Origin of the sequence: Chryseobacterium sp. T20 (assembly GCF_047345655.1) — a bacterium.
Classification (GTDB): domain Bacteria; phylum Bacteroidota; class Bacteroidia; order Flavobacteriales; family Weeksellaceae; genus Chryseobacterium.
On the sequence record NZ_JBLFDU010000001.1, the window covers coordinates 1 to 18,846 of the forward strand.

An 18,846-nucleotide genomic window follows, 5' to 3' on the forward strand; every position below is an offset into this window, starting at 1 on the left:
AGATTGATTCCTCAACCTTCCTAATTTTAGAACGGAATTATTTGTGGCTTCGCAAAACTACTTTGTGCAACAGCCACTTACAAGGCATCCTTTTTCATCTCTTTATCAATCCAGGGAATATTTTTTTTATCTTGCAGAAAGTAATTCCACCACTCCAGAATTCTCAAATGCAGGTCTATGCTCTCAGCGCTATTTTTTGCCAGATCATGATCCTGATCTTTATAGTAAAGTGCTACCGCCCTTTTTTTATTTCGTAGTAAACCTGTATACAATTCTTCGGTATGAGTATAAGGAACATTTCCGTCTTTTAAACCTGTCCAGAGAAGGATTGGCTTATTAACTTTCTCTACATTAGTAATAGGACTGTTATTGTAGTAAAGCATTTTATTCTCAGAAAATGGAACCTTCATATCAAACTGTCCGTTTTCAAAACGGGGGTAATTGGGAAGTTTCCTTTCCTGACTGAAAGAAAAATAAAACTTCACAAGGTCGGTAACCGGTGCTCCAGATATATAGGCCGCAAAACGACTGGAACGAGATGCTATAAAACTGGTACCAAAACCTCCAAATGAATGCCCCATCAGCCCTATTCTACTGCCGTCAATATTTGTATACTTTTTCAGGGCATCAAGTCCCGAATGTACACAATCCAACGCTGAGAACCCAGGACCACGGCTGTCTAAAACCACATCGGGAAGAAAAACAAAATAGCCGTTATCAATGAGTGACCGAATGTTAACCCCTATACCCGAAAAAAATGGATAGGGATACAACGACGCACTTTTATTCTGAACTTCATAGATTGATAAAACCAGCGGATATTTCTTTCGGGCATCAAAATTAAGGGGATAATACAATACACCCTTGATGGAAACTCCCAAACTATTCTTGTATGAAAGGACTTCCTGTCTAGCCGTAATAATCTGATGATCAAACCTATTGCTTTGATACACTTTTTTCTTATGACCGTTATGATATAGATAAATTGCCTGAGGACTGTTGAAACTCTCTTCTAGACTAAAAACCGTTAGGCTCTGGGGATTTATTTTGAAATCGCTCACTCTGTTTTTCGTGGCCGGAAGCAACACCTTTATTTTATCCTGGAACCATTGAGCATATGATGTTTCGTTGTTGTTTTGATCATATAGCTCAAGGATAACAGGCTTCTTAGCATTAATGCTTCGGATTCTAAAATCTGCGCCTAACGTTCCATAGATCATCTCTTCTTTAACATTGAGAAGAGCTACCTTTTTATTTTCCGTTAAGGCTATTTGTTCCAGATTTTGTGTATGCAGATCAAGCTGATAAAGACCGCTGCTACCTTCAAAAAAAACATATCTGTTATCATCGCTGAATACTGGCCTTTGGATTCCTGCGTTTTCAATAATCATTTCTTTCGATGAAAGAGTATAATGCAGAATCCATCGCTTTTTTTCTTCATTGAATCCTATGATAAACTCACCTCCCCGACTGACTACAAGATTTGAAGTCTGAGTGAGTATCTTTTTTGAAGCTTTAACAAATCGATCATATATATAAATGTCAAACCACGAAACCGAACTGATATAGGCATTCCTCTCCTTTCTATCGAAGCTTAGAAAATATCTGTCATGGTCCATAGCGGCCATAAACCTAAGATCAGGATCTACCTTTTGAGACTCCCCTGATTTTACATCGTACACCCAGTATTCGTGATGCTGCTCTCCCATTCTATACAACCAGAGATCGGTATCGGTGCCATATTTTATTTCCGGCTGAAAAGCAGTATCAGGTTTTGGCCTGCTATTAAAATCCAGAAAAAAGGTACGTCCGTTATTGATCTCACGAACTTCAATATAATCGGATTTAATAAAACCATTGCCAACTCTTGAAACTTTGAGTGAGTTGGTATCAAGTAATACAAGTTGGAACCCATTAGAAGACTTTTCCTGTTCTGTAACCGCCAGATATTTGTGTGAGGGTACGATCATGATTTTTTTGATACCCTGTTCAGAGGTATATATCTTTTTAAATTCTTTGGATTGAAGGGACCAGACAGATAAGACATTATTTTGCTTCACCACAATATACAACTGATTATTTCTATTGCTCACTAACTGGGTCACACCATTAACAGCAGTAATCAATTTGTTTTTGCAGTCAAACATTTGCAGAAGACCGTTTTTGTACAAAATACCATAGTATCCGAGGGAAGGTACAATTTCTATTGTTCTAGCTTCCTTATAATCTCTCTTTTGCCCGGATCGAAGGTTAACAAGCTGTGCACCGCTTTTTCCAAGCCATAGGAAACGGTTATTCTCTAAAAAAAAGCTATTGGAAACTCCAACAAAAGCAGCCGTATGATGATGTTGTCCATCAGTTTTAGTGATGACTGTAGTATCCGTATTTTTTTTGTAAATCTTAGTAAAGGAAATCCACCTGTTTTCATCATCAACTTTCAGATTGGCAATAGTGTAGAATTTACCATACCTCTGCTTGATGGAATCTATATTATACTGTCCCAACAGACTGTTACTAAACATAAATATAATCCCAGCACTTAGAAACAGTTTAAGATTAATAGCCTTCATTTTGGGGTTTTAAATTTGAGTTTAATAAAATGTCCTGTTGGGGTATAGGCCAAAGCTTATGATAAGGTTTCCAATTGGGCTTCCCTTGTAAAGCGGTATCAAGCTTCCCAATTCTTTTCAGATCGAAGAAACGATGTCCCATCTCTGTAAAAAACTCTCTTCGGTTTTCTAGTATAATTTCATTAAGTACCCCTTCTTTTGTCAAAGGAGTAGTTAAAGGTAGTATCCCCGCCCTCTGTCTGGTTCTATTAAGATAAGGCACTGCTTCATCTATTTTATTTTGCTGTACCAAAGCCTCGGCTAAAAGAAGATATACTTCTTCCAACCGTGCAATAATTGAATACTCCGTTGTATTCGCTGTTCTGTTTTTGTATTTCTCAGCCCTGTACCACGTTGTTCCGTTGAATGTTACCGAGGCCATCCAGTACTGCTTTCTGAGATCTGCAGGAGAAAACGTATTGACAAGTCCTTTACTCAGAGCAGTCATCGAAGGTGCTGAATTGTTAAAGTAATAGGTTCCGGATTCTTTGGTCCCATCACCTGAATTTTTAGGTTTCAGCTGCCAGAGAATATGGGAGCCGGATTTAATAAAGACTTTGGTAATATCATTCTGGAACTGGTACAAAGGACTTTGAATGATATCTTTGCATAAAACTTCTGCCTCTGACCACTTTCCCCCCAGCAGATGGACTTTAGCTAATAGTAGTTCCGCCATTTTTCGGTTAGGGAAGATCCTCTCTGTATTTCTGTAATTATCCTGAAGAAGAGCAATTGCTTCTTTGAGATCTTCACTGAGCTGCGAAAGCACCTGGGCGTGATCCGTTTTTGAAATTGACCGATTAACCTGATAATCTGTCGATCTCGGATATGGAATATCTCCATATAACTGCTGGAGATATAACAGCAGCATGGATCTTACCATTAAAGCCTCTCCTTTTATACGTTTGCGGTCTGCCTGGGAAATAGACTTTGAGTTGTCAATCCCTTCCAGTATAGCATTGGCAACATAGATCTGCTTATACGATGTTGACCAGTCCGTATAGATACTGACATTGGAATCGTTCTGAAGGTTGTGGGCGATTTCGGGCAGTCCATTGGTTGCCGTAGTGGAATAAAAATCAAGGTCATCAGTGTAAAGCCCTAATAATCTGCCAGACTGATCCCCTGCAAACGGAGAACTGTCACGTAATCCAGAATATAATCCTGCCAGAACAGCATCTGCTGTCTGGACATCTACAAATACCTGATCGGAAGATATCTGATTGGAAGGCAGTTCTACTTCGATCAGTTTTTCACAGGAACTCATATTGTGTAATAATATAAAACCTGTTATGATATAGAATTGTTTATAAAGTTTCATTGTATCGGTTTTAAAAGTTAATCTGCATGCCAAAAGAATAGGTCTTTAGAGGTGGAAGAAATCCTAAAGATGAAAACTCAGGGTCCAACCCGAAATACCTGGTCCAGGTATAGAGATTCTGCCCTTGAAAATAGATCTTTGCCTCTCTAATGAGCTTCCCTGACACTGGAATCCGGTAGCTAAGCTGAATATTTTTCAAACGGATGAACGATCCATCGGACACGGTTGCATCACTCATCTGAAATAAACTGTGTAGTGGTGACGAAGTAGCATGATACGGCATATATAGTCCACTTGGATTGTCGGGTGACCAGACATTAAGGGCCTCTACAGGAAGATTCTTCATCAGTCCAGGAGAAGACATCTGATAATTAAAATTCCGGCTCTGCTGTTTGACAAACTGAACAAGCAGTGACAACGACCAGTTTTTATAGCTGAAATTATTGCTCCAGCCTCCGAAAAATTCTACTCCTATATTTTTAATAACCTGCCTGTCATCGGGGGAACTGATCTTACCATCATCATTAAAATCGGTAAAGATATACTGACCGTTCTGAGGATTGATACCTTCTAGATGGTACAATTTTATAATATTGACCGACTGTCCAATAGCATAAGAGTTGGCATAGGTTGATCCTTCCAGTCCCGGGAAAGACAGAAGTTTATTCTTTGGAATGCTTAAATTGACTGATGTTTCCCATTTAAAAGCACTGGTAAACGGACGTCCCACGATCTCAAATTCCCATCCCGTATTTTGAATGGTAGCATCCAGATTGGCCAGCACTGAAGTAAACCCTGTTACCGAAGGAAGCTGATAGCCTACCAGCTGATTGGAAGAACGGTTACGATAATGAGATGCCGTAACATTAAGCCTGTCCTTGAAAAATCCCATTTCCAGCGCTGCTTCTAATTTGACAGTTTTTTCCCAGCTGAAATTAGGATTGAACAGTTTGGAAGGAACCAGCCCTGTTACATTATTGTACCCTAAAGTAGAAGTGATAAAAGTATCGTTATATTGGTAGTTCCCAATATTATCAGTTCCTGATGAGCCATAACTTCCCCTCAGCTTTCCAAAGGAGAGCCAGGATAAGTCTTTCAGAAAGCTTTCATTGGAAAATAACCAGGCGGCTCCCACCGCACCGAAATTCGCAAATTTGCGGTTGGTTCCAAAACGGCTGCTTCCGTCTCTTCTACCCGTAATATTAATGATATAGCGATGGTCAAACTGGTAATTAAGTCTTCCGAAAACGGCCATGTATTTATATTCCGTTTTAACCTGGTCTGAAATCAGTTTGGTCGTAGCAGCCGCAATATTTTCAATAAATGCATTGCTGGTAAAACCATATCCCTGTATGGCATCCTGAGTATTAAGATCACTCTGATAGGTCCCTCCAACTAACACATCCATGTGATGAGAACCTTTTTTAAAGCTCCAGTTCAATTGCGGTTCCAACGTGTAGGACAGCCTGCTTTTATTGCTTTGGAGCGCTCTGGAATTGGCAGGACCTATCCCTAATGATGGATTATAGATCGTACTGGGCTGTAATGACAATTCATCAAAGGTTTGGTAACTGCTTCCTCCATTGAGTCTGATCTGTACATTTTTCAGCAATTCATAACCAGCCGTGAAATTATTCATAAACTGTATATTGTTGTTGGAATAGGTACTGTTATAAGCGGCCAAAGGATTATCAAAGGTATTGCTCTGCCAGTTGATATTCCCCTGCGAATCATACAGGGTAGGCGCATTGGGAGGCAGAAATAAAGCGTTACCGGTATTATCCAGACTGATCACATTATGTTCCAGCTTTGAAAACAGGGTTGACATGGTAAAGTTAAGACGGTTGTCTGCTGAACGGTGTGACAGATTACCCAGTAATGTATTGGTTTTATATCGGAAATCTTTGGCAAAGACCGTGGTCTGCTCATTATGTCCGTAACTTACCAGAAAAGAGGTCCTCTCCCCGCCGCCCGATAAAGACAGCTGAACATTGGAAGTTACAGAGGTATTTCCGAGAAGCGTTTTGAACCAATCCGTATAACGGTTCTGGTCCCAAGTTCCATTGACATCATAAGCAGTGGCCGGATATACGGAAATTCCGTCATTCGCATAAGCCTGCCTGCGCATTCCCAGGTATTGCTCCGTATTCATCATGGTAAGATTGGAAAGACTGTTGCTTAGGGCATACGAAGTATTGACGGAAAGACCCAAAGATCCTTTCTTCGCCCGTTTGGTCGTCACCAGTACTACTCCATTGGCTCCTCTGGAACCATAGATAGCGGTGGCATCTGCATCTTTTAAAACCTCAATGCTTTCGATATCATTGGGACTGATATTACTCAATGGATTCAGGTTGGCATCTGATAAAATATTAGCACCGTAAGAAGCAGTCATTCCGCTTCCCACAGGCACACCATCCACTATATATAAGGGTTGGCTGCCATCTATTTCACTGTTGGCATAAGTTCTCAAGCTGTTACGTCCCCGGATCTGGATGCTGTAGCCACCTCCCGGAACTCCTGAATTCTGGGTAATATTAACTCCTGCCATTCTCCCCTGTACGGTTGATAAAACATTGGTGACAGGCTGGTTTTCTATATCTTTTGCTGAAACTTTGGCGATACTACCGGTTCTTTCTTTGTCTTTTACCTTGTAGTAGCCAGCGTTGAGAATAACTTCTTCGATTCCCTTTACTTTTTGTTCTAAGCGGATATTAACGACGGTCTGATTAGTAAGTGTGCATTTCTCTTCTGAATAATCAGGATGTCTGAACAATAGGACGGTATTTTCTGCTGAAACCTGTAATGTATAGGTTCCGTTATTGCCGGTCCTGGTTACCTGATCACTACCCTCCTGGGAGATTATAACTCCCTGTAAAGGCTTACCTGATGAGGTTACGGTACCTGAAATAGTGCGTGTTTGGGCTTTTGTACCAATGCTTACAGCAGCAAACATGAGCCCAAAGAAAATGCCTCCTATATTGTAATAGGAATTTTTCATAGATTTGTAAAGGTTTTTAATTTTTAAAGATTAATTACTGAACTACGCTCTTTCCCGTTGGTCTGCAAACTCTATGGGAAGGGGCTTTTTCCTTCTTCTGATTTTAAGTTGAGTAGTTTTTTGATTCATTTATTAAATAAAGACTTTCCTGATGCCCTTTGGTATGAAAAAGGACTGGTGAGGTTCTGTAAGCAGTGACTGCAAGGCACCGGAAAGAATTTAATATGAATGAAATCTGTGTTCCCGTGTAAGCTTTTTAAAGCCGCAATAGGTTGTACATTCCTATTGTATCGTGTAGTCTGATACTATTTTTGAAAGCGGGCTTAGATTGTAATGTAGAGATAAAGTGAACTGCATTGAAAAAAAACGGCATGGGACTCTACAATATCCGATCTGAGGTACTGGTATACCGTGCAACAGATAAGAGAGCCCACGCCTAGGTCGTGAGCTTTCTGCTTATCGTCTCGTTGCTTTAAATTACCAGTTTTCAGATCGAGATTCTAAGCAATAGCTTCTATTATTCTTTGAAGTATCGCAAAGTTACATTTTCTGTAACCTATTTTACAAATATAATAAAAAAACAATAGACGACATATATATCTTCATGAAAAGAAATTAAAAGATTAAAATTTACTACATGTATAAATGGCAAGTAGAGAATTTAAAGTTTCAAATTGGTAAATTAATTCAAGTCTATAGGTTAAGGAGAGAATTATCACAATTCCAATTAGGATTGGAATTAAATATCTCTAAAGATCATGTGGGTAGAATTGAACGAGGATTAACTAATCCAACAATTGAAAATATTGTGAAACTTTGTAACTTTTTAGACATCAATATTCTATTTCTTTTTACAAAAATGGATATCAAAGAGTTGAAAAAAATAGAAGAGGAAATAGATTATCTACAAAAAGAGTTTAAGAATAAAAATAAGAAAAAATCGTAACGAAAGTCGGCATTTTTTTTAAGGTTTTAGAATCTTACAGAAATTCCGTGAAAATTCTGATTCAAAATCTAAAAATGCTTGTTATTTTTAATGTTTATGGAAAACCGTAATTGCAGTCAAAAATATAGGTGTATTTTGGTAATTGAAAATGATATCATATACTTTTATCAAAAATTTGAGCTTTTGAAATATGAAATTAGTCTAAAGCTAACAATAAGTAAATCTCTCAAATTCAATTAAAAATAAAATCTAGTTTTTTCAAAATTATTTGGCATAAATACTGGTCAAAATTTATTCAAATTTTATGTCAATCAATATTAGATGAACTAAAATTAAGATGAAATTTTAATTATTAGTTACAACAAAACTATACAACCATAAATGATAAAAAAAATTAAAATAATCAATATTAAAGGTATTGGTGAAAACACTGAGAATTCCGAAATAAAATTTGATTTATTACCTAATAAAACTACAATTTTAGTAGCCCCAAATGGATACGGTAAAAGCTCTTTAGCAATAGCATTTAAATCTCTTAATCCAACAAAAATTATTCTTGATGATGGGCATTCTTTTAAAGCAAATAATTCAAACTTACCTAAGATTGAAATCACATATTTAAATGAAGATAATGATGAAATAATATTAAATGCAACTAATTCGTCCAATACTATAAACAGTTCTTTTGATTGTTTTGTCATTAATAATCAAATTTTTGCCAAAGCTAAAAAGAATAAAATTGGGAGCGCCGTGATAGCTTCTGCCTCATTAGAAACGGCTCCTATTATCTTGATCAATAAAATTCCTGAAAACTACTATTTGCTCGGTGTAATTTATAATGGTGGTTTACACTGGAAAGATATTAATGAATTTTCGCTTGGAAATAAGTTGGAAAACCTTGTCATAAAACGGATGATAAGAGAATTATAATAAAATTTTGCACGTTATTATTCAAACAAAAAAAGCTTGGTTTGAATGCAATGCAAATGGAAAGAAAAAAAATAATGTAAACTACATTACCAAGCACTATTAGAATTTAGAGCAAATACTGAATGTTTAGAACTAGGAATTAAATATCATATCTTAAAATACCTTACAAATCAGTTGCCCTAAAATCTAGATTAAAGATGGTAATAATATTTTATAAAGTAATAATAAAACTAATATTAGGCATGACAGCAAACTTAGACGCATTAATATCTAGAGAAGATTTTGAAATAAAAGATTTTAATCAAATTCCCGCTCAGAATTTACCTGCATTACAGGTGAGAGATTTAGAATCCGGATCTTTTCTTTTTCAAACCCTAAGAAAACCTGACTTTCAGAGGGAGACTTCAGAATGGACACCTGACAAAATCTGTGATTTAATACAGAGCTTTTTAGAAGGAGATCTAATTCCAGCAGTTATTTTCTGGAATTCTGCAGGATATAATTTTGTAATTGACGGAGCACATAGATTAAGTGCAATAATTGCCTGGGTGACTGATGATTATGGTGACGGTGTTATTTCACAATCATTTTTCGAGTATAATATCCCACCTGAGCAGTTAGCTATAGCCGAGAAAACAAGAAAGCTAATTAAGAAGAAATTTGGGGCATACAGTGATCACAAGTATGCAATAACAAATACCGACAAAGTCTCCCCAGAAATGCTTGAACGTGCAAAAAAACTTGCGACACTTACTATACAGTTACAGTGGGTCAGGGGCGATTCAAGCAAGGCTGAAGCATCATTCTTTAAAATAAACGAACAAGCTTCACCAATTAATGATACCGAAAAAAAATTATTAAAATCAAGAAAAAAGCCAAATTCGATTGCTGCTCGAGCAATAATACGCTCAGGAACAGGACATAAATATTGGTCTAAGTTCGATAATGAAAATCAATTAGAAATAGAGACACTTGCAAAAGATATAAATAATTTACTTTTCACACCAAAACTTGAAACGCCCATTAAAACGTTAGATGTACCATTAGCTGGTAAAGGATACTCTCCTCAAACATTATCTTTAGTTTTAGATCTTATCAATATAACTAACGAAATTAAAAATGAAACTGATCTCGATGACGATTTAACAGGTTTAGATACCATCAATATATTAAAGAGAACCAAAAAACGATTAAGCCGAATTACCGGTGTTCATCCGTCTTCACTAGGATTACATCCTGCAATTTACTTTTATAGCTCTACAGGAAGGTATCAAGTAACAGCATTTTACACGATACTTAATTTAATGCAACATTTAGAGAAAAAAACTGATGGATTTATAAAGTTCACCAATATTAGAAGTGATTTTGAAAATTTTTTAGTTTCCTATAAAAGTATTGTAAATCAAACAAGTCAAAAATTTGGTAGTGGACTAAAAAGTTATAGAAAACTAACTACACTATTTTCAATTATAATAGAGTCGTTAGAGCAGAAAAAAACTGAAAAAGAGATATTAAAAATTATTAATGATAATACAGAGTTTAATTATATAATTCCGGAAAAATTAGATTATGACAGTTCTCTTCGAAAGGAGTTTACAACTGAAGTCAAATCAGGTGTATTCATTATAAATGCGTTAAAAAACCCAGTAAGATGTAAACTCTGTAATTCGTTAATTCATAAAAATTCCATCTCAATTGACCATATAAACCGAAAAGAGGATGGAGGACTAGGCATAATTGATAACGGACAGTTATCCCATCCTTTTTGCAATACAACCTATAAAAATTAAATTTGATTTTTTTATTTCTAAATGAATATCGAACATTTTGAAGCAATTGGTCACTTCTTAGCTTATTATAGAAGTGACTTATTTTATATTAATGAGTTTAAGAAATACCAAACTGGATATATTTCTGATAAAGATTACATTAGTAGAAACCAAGGGAGTTTTTACACTTTTTTGGTAGAATTCCGTGTTGTAAGGAATTTTGCAGCTGGCCAAGTGCAAAGTCTCTTGGAGGAAACTACACGTTTTATTGAATTAAATAGCCTCCCTAACGTTGATGAATTTGCACTAAAATTGTCGCAAACAGATTTAACAAGAAAAAAAATTGTGACATCCATGGCTTCAAAGATTCTTTTTTTAAACAATCCTTGTTCAATAATACCAATGGACTCACGGGGAAGAAGAACACTTGGTCAAAAGGTAAACATATACAATATTTATAATCAAAATGTTTATGAATACATAACTAAAAATGAAAATAATATCAGAGAAATACTTGATTATGTGAAGCCAATAACCAATATCATTCATCAGGAATTTCCTTTACTAAAAAATATAGATCTGATCGCAAAAAACAGAATAATTGATAAACTTTTATGGACATCCGGCAAATAATTACATGTAAATCTTTTACATAAGATAAATGATAATTTTAAACAAAGCGAGGTCTGATCTCGTTCCATTTTAGTTATCATATAATTTCTTCCAAACCACCTACAACATAAAAAAACAAGAAAATAATATGAATTCCAATTTTTACTGATCTATATATCAGTACATTAAAAAAAAAAAAAAAAAATTCTTGAAATATCAAATTCAATTTATTTTATGACGATCAGTTTCAAATATATTCCATAAAAACTAGGGAATTATTTATTAGAATTGTGGTTGATAAAAGAAAGGAAATATAAGGAAGGTAATTGGTAAAATCCTTATCTTGAAATAAAAATATAAAAACCAGATGAACCGGTTAAACACAAGAACAATGCTTGATTACTTATCAGCAAGTATAAGTAGTATCAATCAAAATAAAATCAATGGTATGCTTGCTGAAATCGATCTTAGAAATACTTTAAATAATCTGGGATTTGGTGGCAGAATATCACAGGGTGGATGGATCATTAGAAATGTTGGCAATGGTGTTTTCGGTCATCAGTCATCAGTCTTATTCCCCATGACAATTGAACCAGATAATGATTACGCACCGAACAGAAATTTAGAAGAACCTCCTATTGCCCTTCATACCATATGCTCGACCATGCATCAAATTGGAGTACATAGTTTTTATTGTGTACCGACCATAATGCGTCAGAATGATCCGTCGTCAATTGTCTGGCATACAAAACAGCTGGGAATACCCAATCCCCAGCCTTATACTCTTCTATTGAATACAATACAGCAGTTTAGTCAACGTAACAGGAATTACAATTTTTTAAGATATCATTCGGATACCAGTATTATTCCAGCTGGTTCTGTACCGGAAGAATTTACAAAGGAGCATTTGCGGGTTTCGTTTCAGAATGCATTTATGTCAGAGATGTCTGATATTGATGGAATAATTTGGGGACAGCAATTTACATATCCCATTGAAATTAAGGAAAAAACGGCTGCTTTTGACAAAAAAGTCGGAGATTATTTTGGTATTGATGTAGGGCCTTTTGTAAAACTGGCATTCTATGCCGCCAAGAAAGGAAATTTACATTCCCTATTCTTTGTAAGGGAAATCAACAATACAACTGACCGCCAATTGATTAATTGGTGGTTTATAACCTTTGACAAGCTGGCGCAGTATGCATCATGGGTAGCACAAGGAGGTGGAAGAAATATGCAGGGAGGAAGCAGTACTGTTGTAAAAATACCAAAATGTGAATTCACTCCTTTAACTGAAGCAGCAATGGCAGCTTTATAACTGAATCAGTAAGATAGAAATGGATTTGTCCGAATTATTAACAGAAAAGCTTATTAAAGTCTATTTAGAAATTGTAAATCTATTAAAGGAGCGTCAGGTGATAAGATCAAAAAAACTTATTGGTAACTTGGAAGAATATCTTGTAATAAGCTATTACAATACAACTCCTGGCTTACCAAATCTTCAGGCAGTACCTACCGGAACACAAAATGTAGATGCACTTAGCCGGCAGGGAGACCGGTACAGTATAAAAGCAACAACAGTAAATCTCACTGGTGTATTTTATGGTCTTCAGCCTCCTGCTTCAGAAAGTCCCTATATTCAAAAATTTGAATTTGCCAATATTGTTTGCATTGACAATACCTACCGTTTGAAAAGAATTATTGAATTAACATGGGAACAGTTTTACAGCATAAAAAATGGTACAAAACCATGAATGCATGGAATATTGCCATTAATAAAAGATTGCTTATTGAAGGAAAATCTGTTTATGATGTAAACATATAAATTGAAAGTATGACCAAAACAGAGCTTATCACCAATATTCACAAACTGGTTTCCAATAATGTAATCGGAGATAAACAGGCAATGAGCCGTTACAAGGGCTTTCGTGGAGAACTTTTTCTTGAAATTTACATGAAAGGTAAATATCCTTTGCGAAAATATTTCGAAGGGGGAATGATTATATCCAGAAACAGCAAAGAAACAAGCCTCGACAACGCAATGTATATTTCAGTTATTAATAAAAATGAATATACTACAGACTACATTGAAATCTTTACCTGTCTTTCTGCTATGGGTTTTGAGAAAATGATTCTAGTCCTATGTGATGAAGAAAATTGGGAAATGAAACCTGTAATGCTCTTTGATTCTGATTCCGTAACCCTTCCGGTTCCTGACATGGAGATCTATGAGTTTTTAGCAGGGGATAATAAATTTATTAATACAACCAGTAATATTGATACCGTTTTAAACTTCTTTGAATCGTATCCTGTCCGGTCACGCAATAGTTTCGAAATTGCAGAGCAAACCTTTCACTGGCTCCGTGAAAATCTTTCTCAGTTTTCAGAATCACAGCTTCTAAAAATTTACATTAACAGACTTTTTCTCGACGGATTTATAGGATTTGGCAAGAAAAAGGGTAAACCATCTGATATTGATATGATCATAAAAAATCAGGCTGGTAAACTCTCACTGATTGAAATTAAGGAAAAAGACTTACCAAAAAAGAATAAAAAAGGTTTCGGGCTTGATGTTCCAAGGCTGAAGGATATGCTCAGTATTTCTGAAGAGACCGGTCTTGATTATTTTCTCTTTATACGCGAAATCAACAATCAGACTGACCGTAAACTGCTTGGATACAAATTTATCTCTATTAAAGATTTTGCTTCCGATGTCTCTGATTCAGAAACAGTTATTGGTGGGACAGGAATGCGGAGTGAATCAACTGTAAATGATACGCTAATTTGCAGCTATCATCTATTCCGCAACCTTTAGCCTTTTATTTTTTTTAATTTTTTTGGCTTCCTCCATGCTTTTTAGCATTTCAGATGCCACAGCCTCCATTAAATTTACAGGAACACTGTTCCCGAACTGCTTATATGCCTGATTATCCGAGGCTACTATTTTAAATGTATCCGGAAATCCTTGTAGGCGTGCAGCTTCACGTGGAGTAAGTTTACGGGGATTTTTATTCTTCTGGCTAATTAAAATCTCACTTCCATCCTTATAGTACCTAGCAGAAATTGTATTTGTATATTCTGAATTTTCATCCACAATTCCAAATCCAAACCCCTTTCCTTTTAATTTATTTTCCTTTTTTCTGCGCTGGTGTCCCTCCCAAAGCCTGTCAGAAATGGTATACTTTTCATCTGGATTCTTTTCAAGAATATCTCCTACCCTTGTTGGTACTCCTAAAGGCTTTGGAAATTCGAACTTTACATTATCATCAAGAAAGCCAACAATCAGAATTCTTTCCCTGTTTTGAGGCAAACCAAAATCTCGTGCACGAAGAACTTCGTACTGTAAGTTGTTGTACCCCGCAGACTTTAGCTGTCTAATAATAATCTCAAGAGTACGGCCGCCATCGTGCGTTCTTAATCTCTTAACATTTTCAAGAAGAAAAGCCTTTGGCCTTTTAGCAAGCAAAATTCTTTCAATATCGAAAAATAAAGTACCACGCGTATCATCAAACCCCTTTTTCAAGCCAGCCTGTGAAAACGGCTGGCAAGGAAATCCGGCAAGCAGTACATCATGGTCCGGAACATCTTCCTCATCAATAAGTGTAATATCACCATGTACTTCCTCTCCGGGGTAATTTGCCTTATAGGTTTCAGCTGCATACTTATCCCATTCACTTGTAAATACACATTTAACACTGTTATTTGAAGCTTGCTCAAATCCTCTTCTAATACCTCCTATTCCAGCAAATAAATCTATAATCTTAATCATTTTTTTTCCAATATTCAATAATTCCAGGTATTTCCTCAAAAAAATATTCCTCAAAGCTTACAATGTTTTTTGCATGTTTAAGCTTATCACTGTCTGCAATCCAAGAATATGCCACAATAACAATATTATGGTTTCCCATCTCCGCAGCTTTACTTACTGAAATATCCTCATCCACAGTCAGTAAATGTATTTCAGGTATTTTTGTTCTCTCAATTTCTTCCGCCACCTCTTGCCATCTTTCTCTGAGGGAAGTTTTCATTGTCCCTATAATTGTTTTATTTCTCCTTTTATTAAACTCATTAATTCCTGGTAATACTGAATCCACTTTTTTCCCAAGTCCTACATCACTGAAAATTTTTCGACCCACTCTGTTTTGTGAATCAAATTTATATCCAAGCAAATCATATATCTTATAGATAATTGCTTCAAATGTTTTTCCTGCTCTCGCTCTTCGTGAGTTAGTATTGCTAAGTGACAGTGCATAAAGATACGGAAACACCCGACCAGCATATTCCCCACAAAGTTCCTTTACTGACTCCCTAAGTTCTTCTCCTGATTTATTTACTATATTTTTTTCAAGCAATACATCTAGCATTAATTTAGGAGTATCAAGGACTTTATATAAATCCTTCATTACAGCAGCATTAAAATTCACCTCATCTTTTAGAAATTCTTCCCAAACTTCTGTTCTCAAAGACTCAATCATATTACTGACTGACTGATTTTCGATAATATATTTTTGCAAATCGGGACGGTTATTAAAAATTTCGTTCACAATCTCCTGTGAAGATCTTATATGCTTAGATCTCTGAGCCTTAATAAACTTTTCAAAAATCCGTTTTTCTTCCTCTGAAATTTGAATGATAATAGGGATGTCTACCAATGCCAATAGTTTTTAATTTGAGAAATTATGAGACAAAAATAATAATAATAAATTTATACTTTTAATTGTTTTCTTCAATAATTTCATTATATAATTTTTCCAAAGTACCGAATTTATTTTCACCCCGAAGTGTACATTCCCAAACAATTATTGTTCTAATTTTTAATGATAATAGTTTTACTTCATTTTGAAAATCCCTCTCTTTTGTTCTTTCTATTTTCGTTTTCCACCATTCAGTTCTTGTTTTTGGCAATACAAAATATTTACAATTTTGATGACCATGCCAAAAACAGCCATGCACTTCAACTACTGTTTTATATTTTGGTAAAAAAATATCAGGCTTACCTGGTAACTCTTTCACATGCAAACGATATCGTAGACCTCTGGAATACAAAAACTGTCGTACTATAATTTCAGGCTTAGTATTCCCTGAATTAATACGGCTCATATTATAGCTCCGAGTTTCCTCATTATGAACATCAGTCATAAATCAAAATTTAATAATTAACAACCATCTAAAAACAAACTTTCTTTTGTCACTTTGAAACTTTGTTTAATTGCTGGTGTTTTTATTTAATATAATTAATATATATTCAAAAGTATTAATAGCATTTTTCACATGCGTTTTTACTAAGTAATTTACAAATTTTCTTTTTATGATATTTTTTTTTGTTTCATAATTAGAAAACAAAGCATTTTAATTATATTATTTAATATTTAAAACAACAAATATTAAATATTTACATTAAAAACACTATACGAGCACAAAATTAACAATGTAATATTTGTACAATTTAGGTCAATATTTACAAGAAAATTTGCCGGATTACTATTGAATGATTGTTGGAAGATAAGAACACTGAAAAATGATTAGAATTAAATAAAAAGTAAAGCAACTTAATGAGCTGCTTTTTTGTTTATGGGAATTCAAATGATGTACTAAAATCTTCATTTAAAACTATATAGGTATCAAACTTCTTCCCGTTTTTGCTTTTCATATTTTTGATTAATGATGTTTTGTTTTGAGTTAATAATAACGTAAGATCTTTAATACTGAGTTGTACTCCGCATATAATTCTGAAGAGAATCCAACCGCATTGTTCATCTGGGCATTTGACAATTTTATCATTGATAATAACATTATGTTGTTGGCATTTGGGGCATTTTAATTGTGGGATATTTTCTTGGGGAATATGGAGTGATAAAAGTTCGCTGGTGATTTCAGTTGTGTAGATTTGGATGTCGTTCATGAATTGGGTTTTATTGAGCTCACCTTTTTCAATTCTATCGAGTGCTATTTCCCATTCTGCAGTCATTTGGACATTGGCTATTTTTTTGTCTTTGATAAGGTTGTAAACCTGTAAGCCTTTCTCTGTGGGATGTAGGGTTTTACTTTTTCTGATGATATAGTTTCTGTTGAGTAGTGTTTCAATAATGGATGCTCTGGTGGCTGGGGTTCCGATGCCAATATTGGATAAAGCTTTCTGCTCTTCTTTATTTTCAACAGATCTGCCTGCATTTTCCATGGCTGATAAAAGATCAGCTTCTGTATAAAGTTTGGGAGGTTGTGTAACTTTTTCCAATAATTCTGTTTTTGAGATCTTCAGCTCATCTCCGATTTTGAGTTCCGGGAGCTCAGTAAGCACTTCATTTTTATTATTGGAATTTTCATTGTCAGATAGAATTCCTTTGATGGCTCGCCAGCCTTTGTTGAGTATTTTTGATCCCTTGATCTGGAATTCATAATGATGTACTTTTGCTATAATGTGACTGACTTGTTTTGTACAAGCATGGGATAGAGATTCCAATAAACGGTAAGCAATCGTATCATAAATGGCTTTTTCCGTGGCAGTAAGTGCGGATGGAACTTTCGTAGTGATGAGTAAACCGTGATGATCCGTTACTTTTACATCATTAACAATTCGCTTATTGAAGTTTCCGAATTTTAAAGTAGATATGGCTGATTTAAATTGATTATTTGTATTGAGGATTCTGACCAGTTCAGGAATCTCTGCCCATAAATCTTCAGGAATATACTTGCTGCCGGTTCTGGGATAGGTAATGAATTTCTTTTCATATAAGCTCTGGGCAATCTGTAAAACCTCATCGGCAGAAAGGCCAAGCTTTCTGTTGGCTTCTTTCTGTAATTCTGTGAGATCGAAAAGTAAAGGAGATTGTTCCTGTACTATTGTAATGGATACATCTTCTACAACAGCCCTTCCCTCCCGTTCTATGAATTTTTGGATGTGTTCAGCTTGTTTTTTTTCTTCCCACTGCAATAGTGAAAGGCTGGTGAAATCTGTATATTCTTTTCTATGACTCAACTGAATCTGAAAGTACTTTTGTTTAGTGAAGTTTTGATGGTGAAAAAAGCGTTGACAGATTAAAGCAAGAGTTGGTGTTTGTACTCTGCCTAATGAATAAACATCTTGATTTACTGTGATGGTTAATGCTTGAGTAGCATTGATTCCTACCAGCCAGTCTGCTTCGCTTCTGGCTTTAGCGGCTTGATACAAACCGTCAAAAGCATCACCTGGCTGAAGGTTTTTAAAACCGTCCTGTATTGCTTTTTCGGTAAGTGAACTGATCCAGAGCCTTTCAAAAGGTTTGTTGCATTGTAGGTAGTGATAGATATAACGGAAGATGAGCTCTCCTTCCCTTCCTGCATCTGTGGCAACAATAATACTGCTGCATTGATTGATGACTTTCTTTATGATGTTGAGCTGTTTTAAAGCGGAAGGATCTGGCTCATAACCATTGGGTTTCTTTAGTTTTTTTGGAGTCAGAATAAATGGTTTAGGAAAGATAGGCAAAGAGGCTTTGTCAAAGCCTCTTATACCATACTCTTCCGGCACTCCTAATGCGATCAGATGTCCTAATGCCCAGGTGACACAATAACCGTTACCGGATAAATACCCCTCTTTTTTTTCATAAGCGCCTAACAACTGTGCAATTTCCCTTGCAACGCTCGGTTTTTCTGCAATGATTGCTTTCATATGACGGATTTAG

General features: G+C 35.5%; 14 protein-coding genes. 7 read left to right on the forward strand and 7 right to left on the reverse strand.

The window, feature by feature from the left end; translation table 11 throughout:
• Positions 1-77: 77 nt before the first annotated feature.
• From ACMA47_RS00005 to ACMA47_RS00015, 3 genes are read right to left on the reverse strand one after another with little or no spacing between them, the layout of a single operon-like run.
• Positions 78-2,570, reverse strand: coding sequence for an alpha/beta hydrolase family protein (locus tag ACMA47_RS00005; RefSeq protein ID WP_413928126.1), 2,493 nt, complete (start codon positions 2,568-2,570; stop codon positions 78-80).
• Positions 2,557-3,930, reverse strand: a complete 1,374-nt coding sequence (locus tag ACMA47_RS00010) for a RagB/SusD family nutrient uptake outer membrane protein (protein ID WP_413928127.1) — start codon at positions 3,928-3,930, stop codon at positions 2,557-2,559. The genes ACMA47_RS00005 and ACMA47_RS00010 overlap by 14 nt, the downstream gene beginning before the upstream one ends.
• Positions 3,931-3,940: 10 nt before the next feature.
• Complete coding sequence (locus ACMA47_RS00015; protein WP_413928128.1) at positions 3,941-6,931, reverse strand: SusC/RagA family TonB-linked outer membrane protein; 2,991 nt, start codon at positions 6,929-6,931, stop codon at positions 3,941-3,943.
• 637 nt (positions 6,932-7,568) lie between these two features.
• Between ACMA47_RS00015 and ACMA47_RS00020 the strand changes: the two genes are divergently transcribed.
• From ACMA47_RS00020 to ACMA47_RS00050, 7 genes are all read left to right on the forward strand, one after another.
• On the forward strand, positions 7,569-7,877 hold the full coding sequence (locus ACMA47_RS00020) for a helix-turn-helix domain-containing protein (RefSeq protein WP_413928129.1): 309 nt from the start codon (positions 7,569-7,571) through the stop codon (positions 7,875-7,877).
• 381 nt (positions 7,878-8,258) lie between these two features.
• Positions 8,259-8,807, forward strand: coding sequence for a hypothetical protein (locus ACMA47_RS00025; RefSeq protein WP_413928130.1), 549 nt, complete (start codon positions 8,259-8,261; stop codon positions 8,805-8,807).
• Between the two features lie 242 nt (positions 8,808-9,049).
• Complete coding sequence (locus ACMA47_RS00030) at positions 9,050-10,597, forward strand: HNH endonuclease (protein WP_413928131.1); 1,548 nt, start codon at positions 9,050-9,052, stop codon at positions 10,595-10,597.
• Between the two features lie 21 nt (positions 10,598-10,618).
• Complete coding sequence (locus tag ACMA47_RS00035) at positions 10,619-11,209, forward strand: hypothetical protein (RefSeq protein ID WP_413928132.1); 591 nt, start codon at positions 10,619-10,621, stop codon at positions 11,207-11,209.
• A 370-nt stretch (positions 11,210-11,579) separates the two neighbouring features.
• Positions 11,580-12,503 carry a hypothetical protein gene (locus tag ACMA47_RS00040; protein ID WP_413928133.1) on the forward strand — a complete coding sequence of 308 codons (924 nt, stop codon included), beginning with the start codon at positions 11,580-11,582 and terminating at the stop codon, positions 12,501-12,503.
• Positions 12,504-12,522: 19 nt separating this feature from the next.
• The gene (locus ACMA47_RS00045; protein ID WP_413928134.1) at positions 12,523-12,939 is read left to right on the forward strand and encodes a hypothetical protein; all 417 of its coding nucleotides are present in this window, start codon (positions 12,523-12,525) and stop codon (positions 12,937-12,939) included.
• A gap of 80 nt (positions 12,940-13,019) precedes the next feature.
• The gene (locus tag ACMA47_RS00050; RefSeq protein ID WP_413928135.1) at positions 13,020-14,000 is read left to right on the forward strand and encodes a hypothetical protein; all 981 of its coding nucleotides are present in this window, start codon (positions 13,020-13,022) and stop codon (positions 13,998-14,000) included.
• Here the strand turns inward: ACMA47_RS00050 and ACMA47_RS00055 are convergent.
• The 4 genes from ACMA47_RS00055 to ACMA47_RS00070 form a co-directional block, all read right to left on the reverse strand.
• Complete coding sequence (locus ACMA47_RS00055; RefSeq protein WP_413928136.1) at positions 13,983-14,954, reverse strand: DNA cytosine methyltransferase; 972 nt, start codon at positions 14,952-14,954, stop codon at positions 13,983-13,985. The two genes, ACMA47_RS00050 and ACMA47_RS00055, sit on opposite strands and share 18 nt — an antisense overlap.
• Positions 14,947-15,843 carry a type II restriction endonuclease gene (locus ACMA47_RS00060; RefSeq protein WP_413928137.1) on the reverse strand — a complete coding sequence of 299 codons (897 nt, stop codon included), beginning with the start codon at positions 15,841-15,843 and terminating at the stop codon, positions 14,947-14,949. Before ACMA47_RS00060 ends, ACMA47_RS00055 begins: the two co-directional genes overlap by 8 nt.
• A 55-nt stretch (positions 15,844-15,898) precedes the next feature.
• Entirely contained in the window at positions 15,899-16,324 is a 426-nt protein-coding gene (locus ACMA47_RS00065; RefSeq protein ID WP_413928138.1) for a very short patch repair endonuclease, read from the reverse strand.
• A gap of 430 nt (positions 16,325-16,754) precedes the next feature.
• Complete coding sequence (locus tag ACMA47_RS00070) at positions 16,755-18,833, reverse strand: DNA topoisomerase 3 (protein WP_413928139.1); 2,079 nt, start codon at positions 18,831-18,833, stop codon at positions 16,755-16,757.
• Between the last annotated feature and the right edge of the window lie 13 nt (positions 18,834-18,846).

Coding starts and splice junctions, on each gene's coding strand:
- ACMA47_RS00015 (WP_413928128.1), bottom strand. CDS start 6,931: ATGAAAAATTCCTATTACAATATAGGAGGCATTTTCTTTGGGCTCATG.
- ACMA47_RS00020 (WP_413928129.1), top strand. CDS start 7,569: ATGTATAAATGGCAAGTAGAGAATTTAAAGTTTCAAATTGGTAAATTA.
- ACMA47_RS00040 (WP_413928133.1), top strand. CDS start 11,580: ATGCTTGATTACTTATCAGCAAGTATAAGTAGTATCAATCAAAATAAA.
- ACMA47_RS00010 (WP_413928127.1), bottom strand. CDS start 3,930: ATGAAACTTTATAAACAATTCTATATCATAACAGGTTTTATATTATTA.
- ACMA47_RS00070 (WP_413928139.1), bottom strand. CDS start 18,833: ATGAAAGCAATCATTGCAGAAAAACCGAGCGTTGCAAGGGAAATTGCA.
- ACMA47_RS00055 (WP_413928136.1), bottom strand. CDS start 14,954: ATGATTAAGATTATAGATTTATTTGCTGGAATAGGAGGTATTAGAAGA.
- ACMA47_RS00065 (WP_413928138.1), bottom strand. CDS start 16,324: ATGACTGATGTTCATAATGAGGAAACTCGGAGCTATAATATGAGCCGT.
- ACMA47_RS00045 (WP_413928134.1), top strand. CDS start 12,523: ATGGATTTGTCCGAATTATTAACAGAAAAGCTTATTAAAGTCTATTTA.
- ACMA47_RS00030 (WP_413928131.1), top strand. CDS start 9,050: ATGACAGCAAACTTAGACGCATTAATATCTAGAGAAGATTTTGAAATA.
- ACMA47_RS00050 (WP_413928135.1), top strand. CDS start 13,020: ATGACCAAAACAGAGCTTATCACCAATATTCACAAACTGGTTTCCAAT.
- ACMA47_RS00035 (WP_413928132.1), top strand. CDS start 10,619: ATGAATATCGAACATTTTGAAGCAATTGGTCACTTCTTAGCTTATTAT.
- ACMA47_RS00005 (WP_413928126.1), bottom strand. CDS start 2,570: ATGAAGGCTATTAATCTTAAACTGTTTCTAAGTGCTGGGATTATATTT.
- ACMA47_RS00025 (WP_413928130.1), top strand. CDS start 8,259: ATGATAAAAAAAATTAAAATAATCAATATTAAAGGTATTGGTGAAAAC.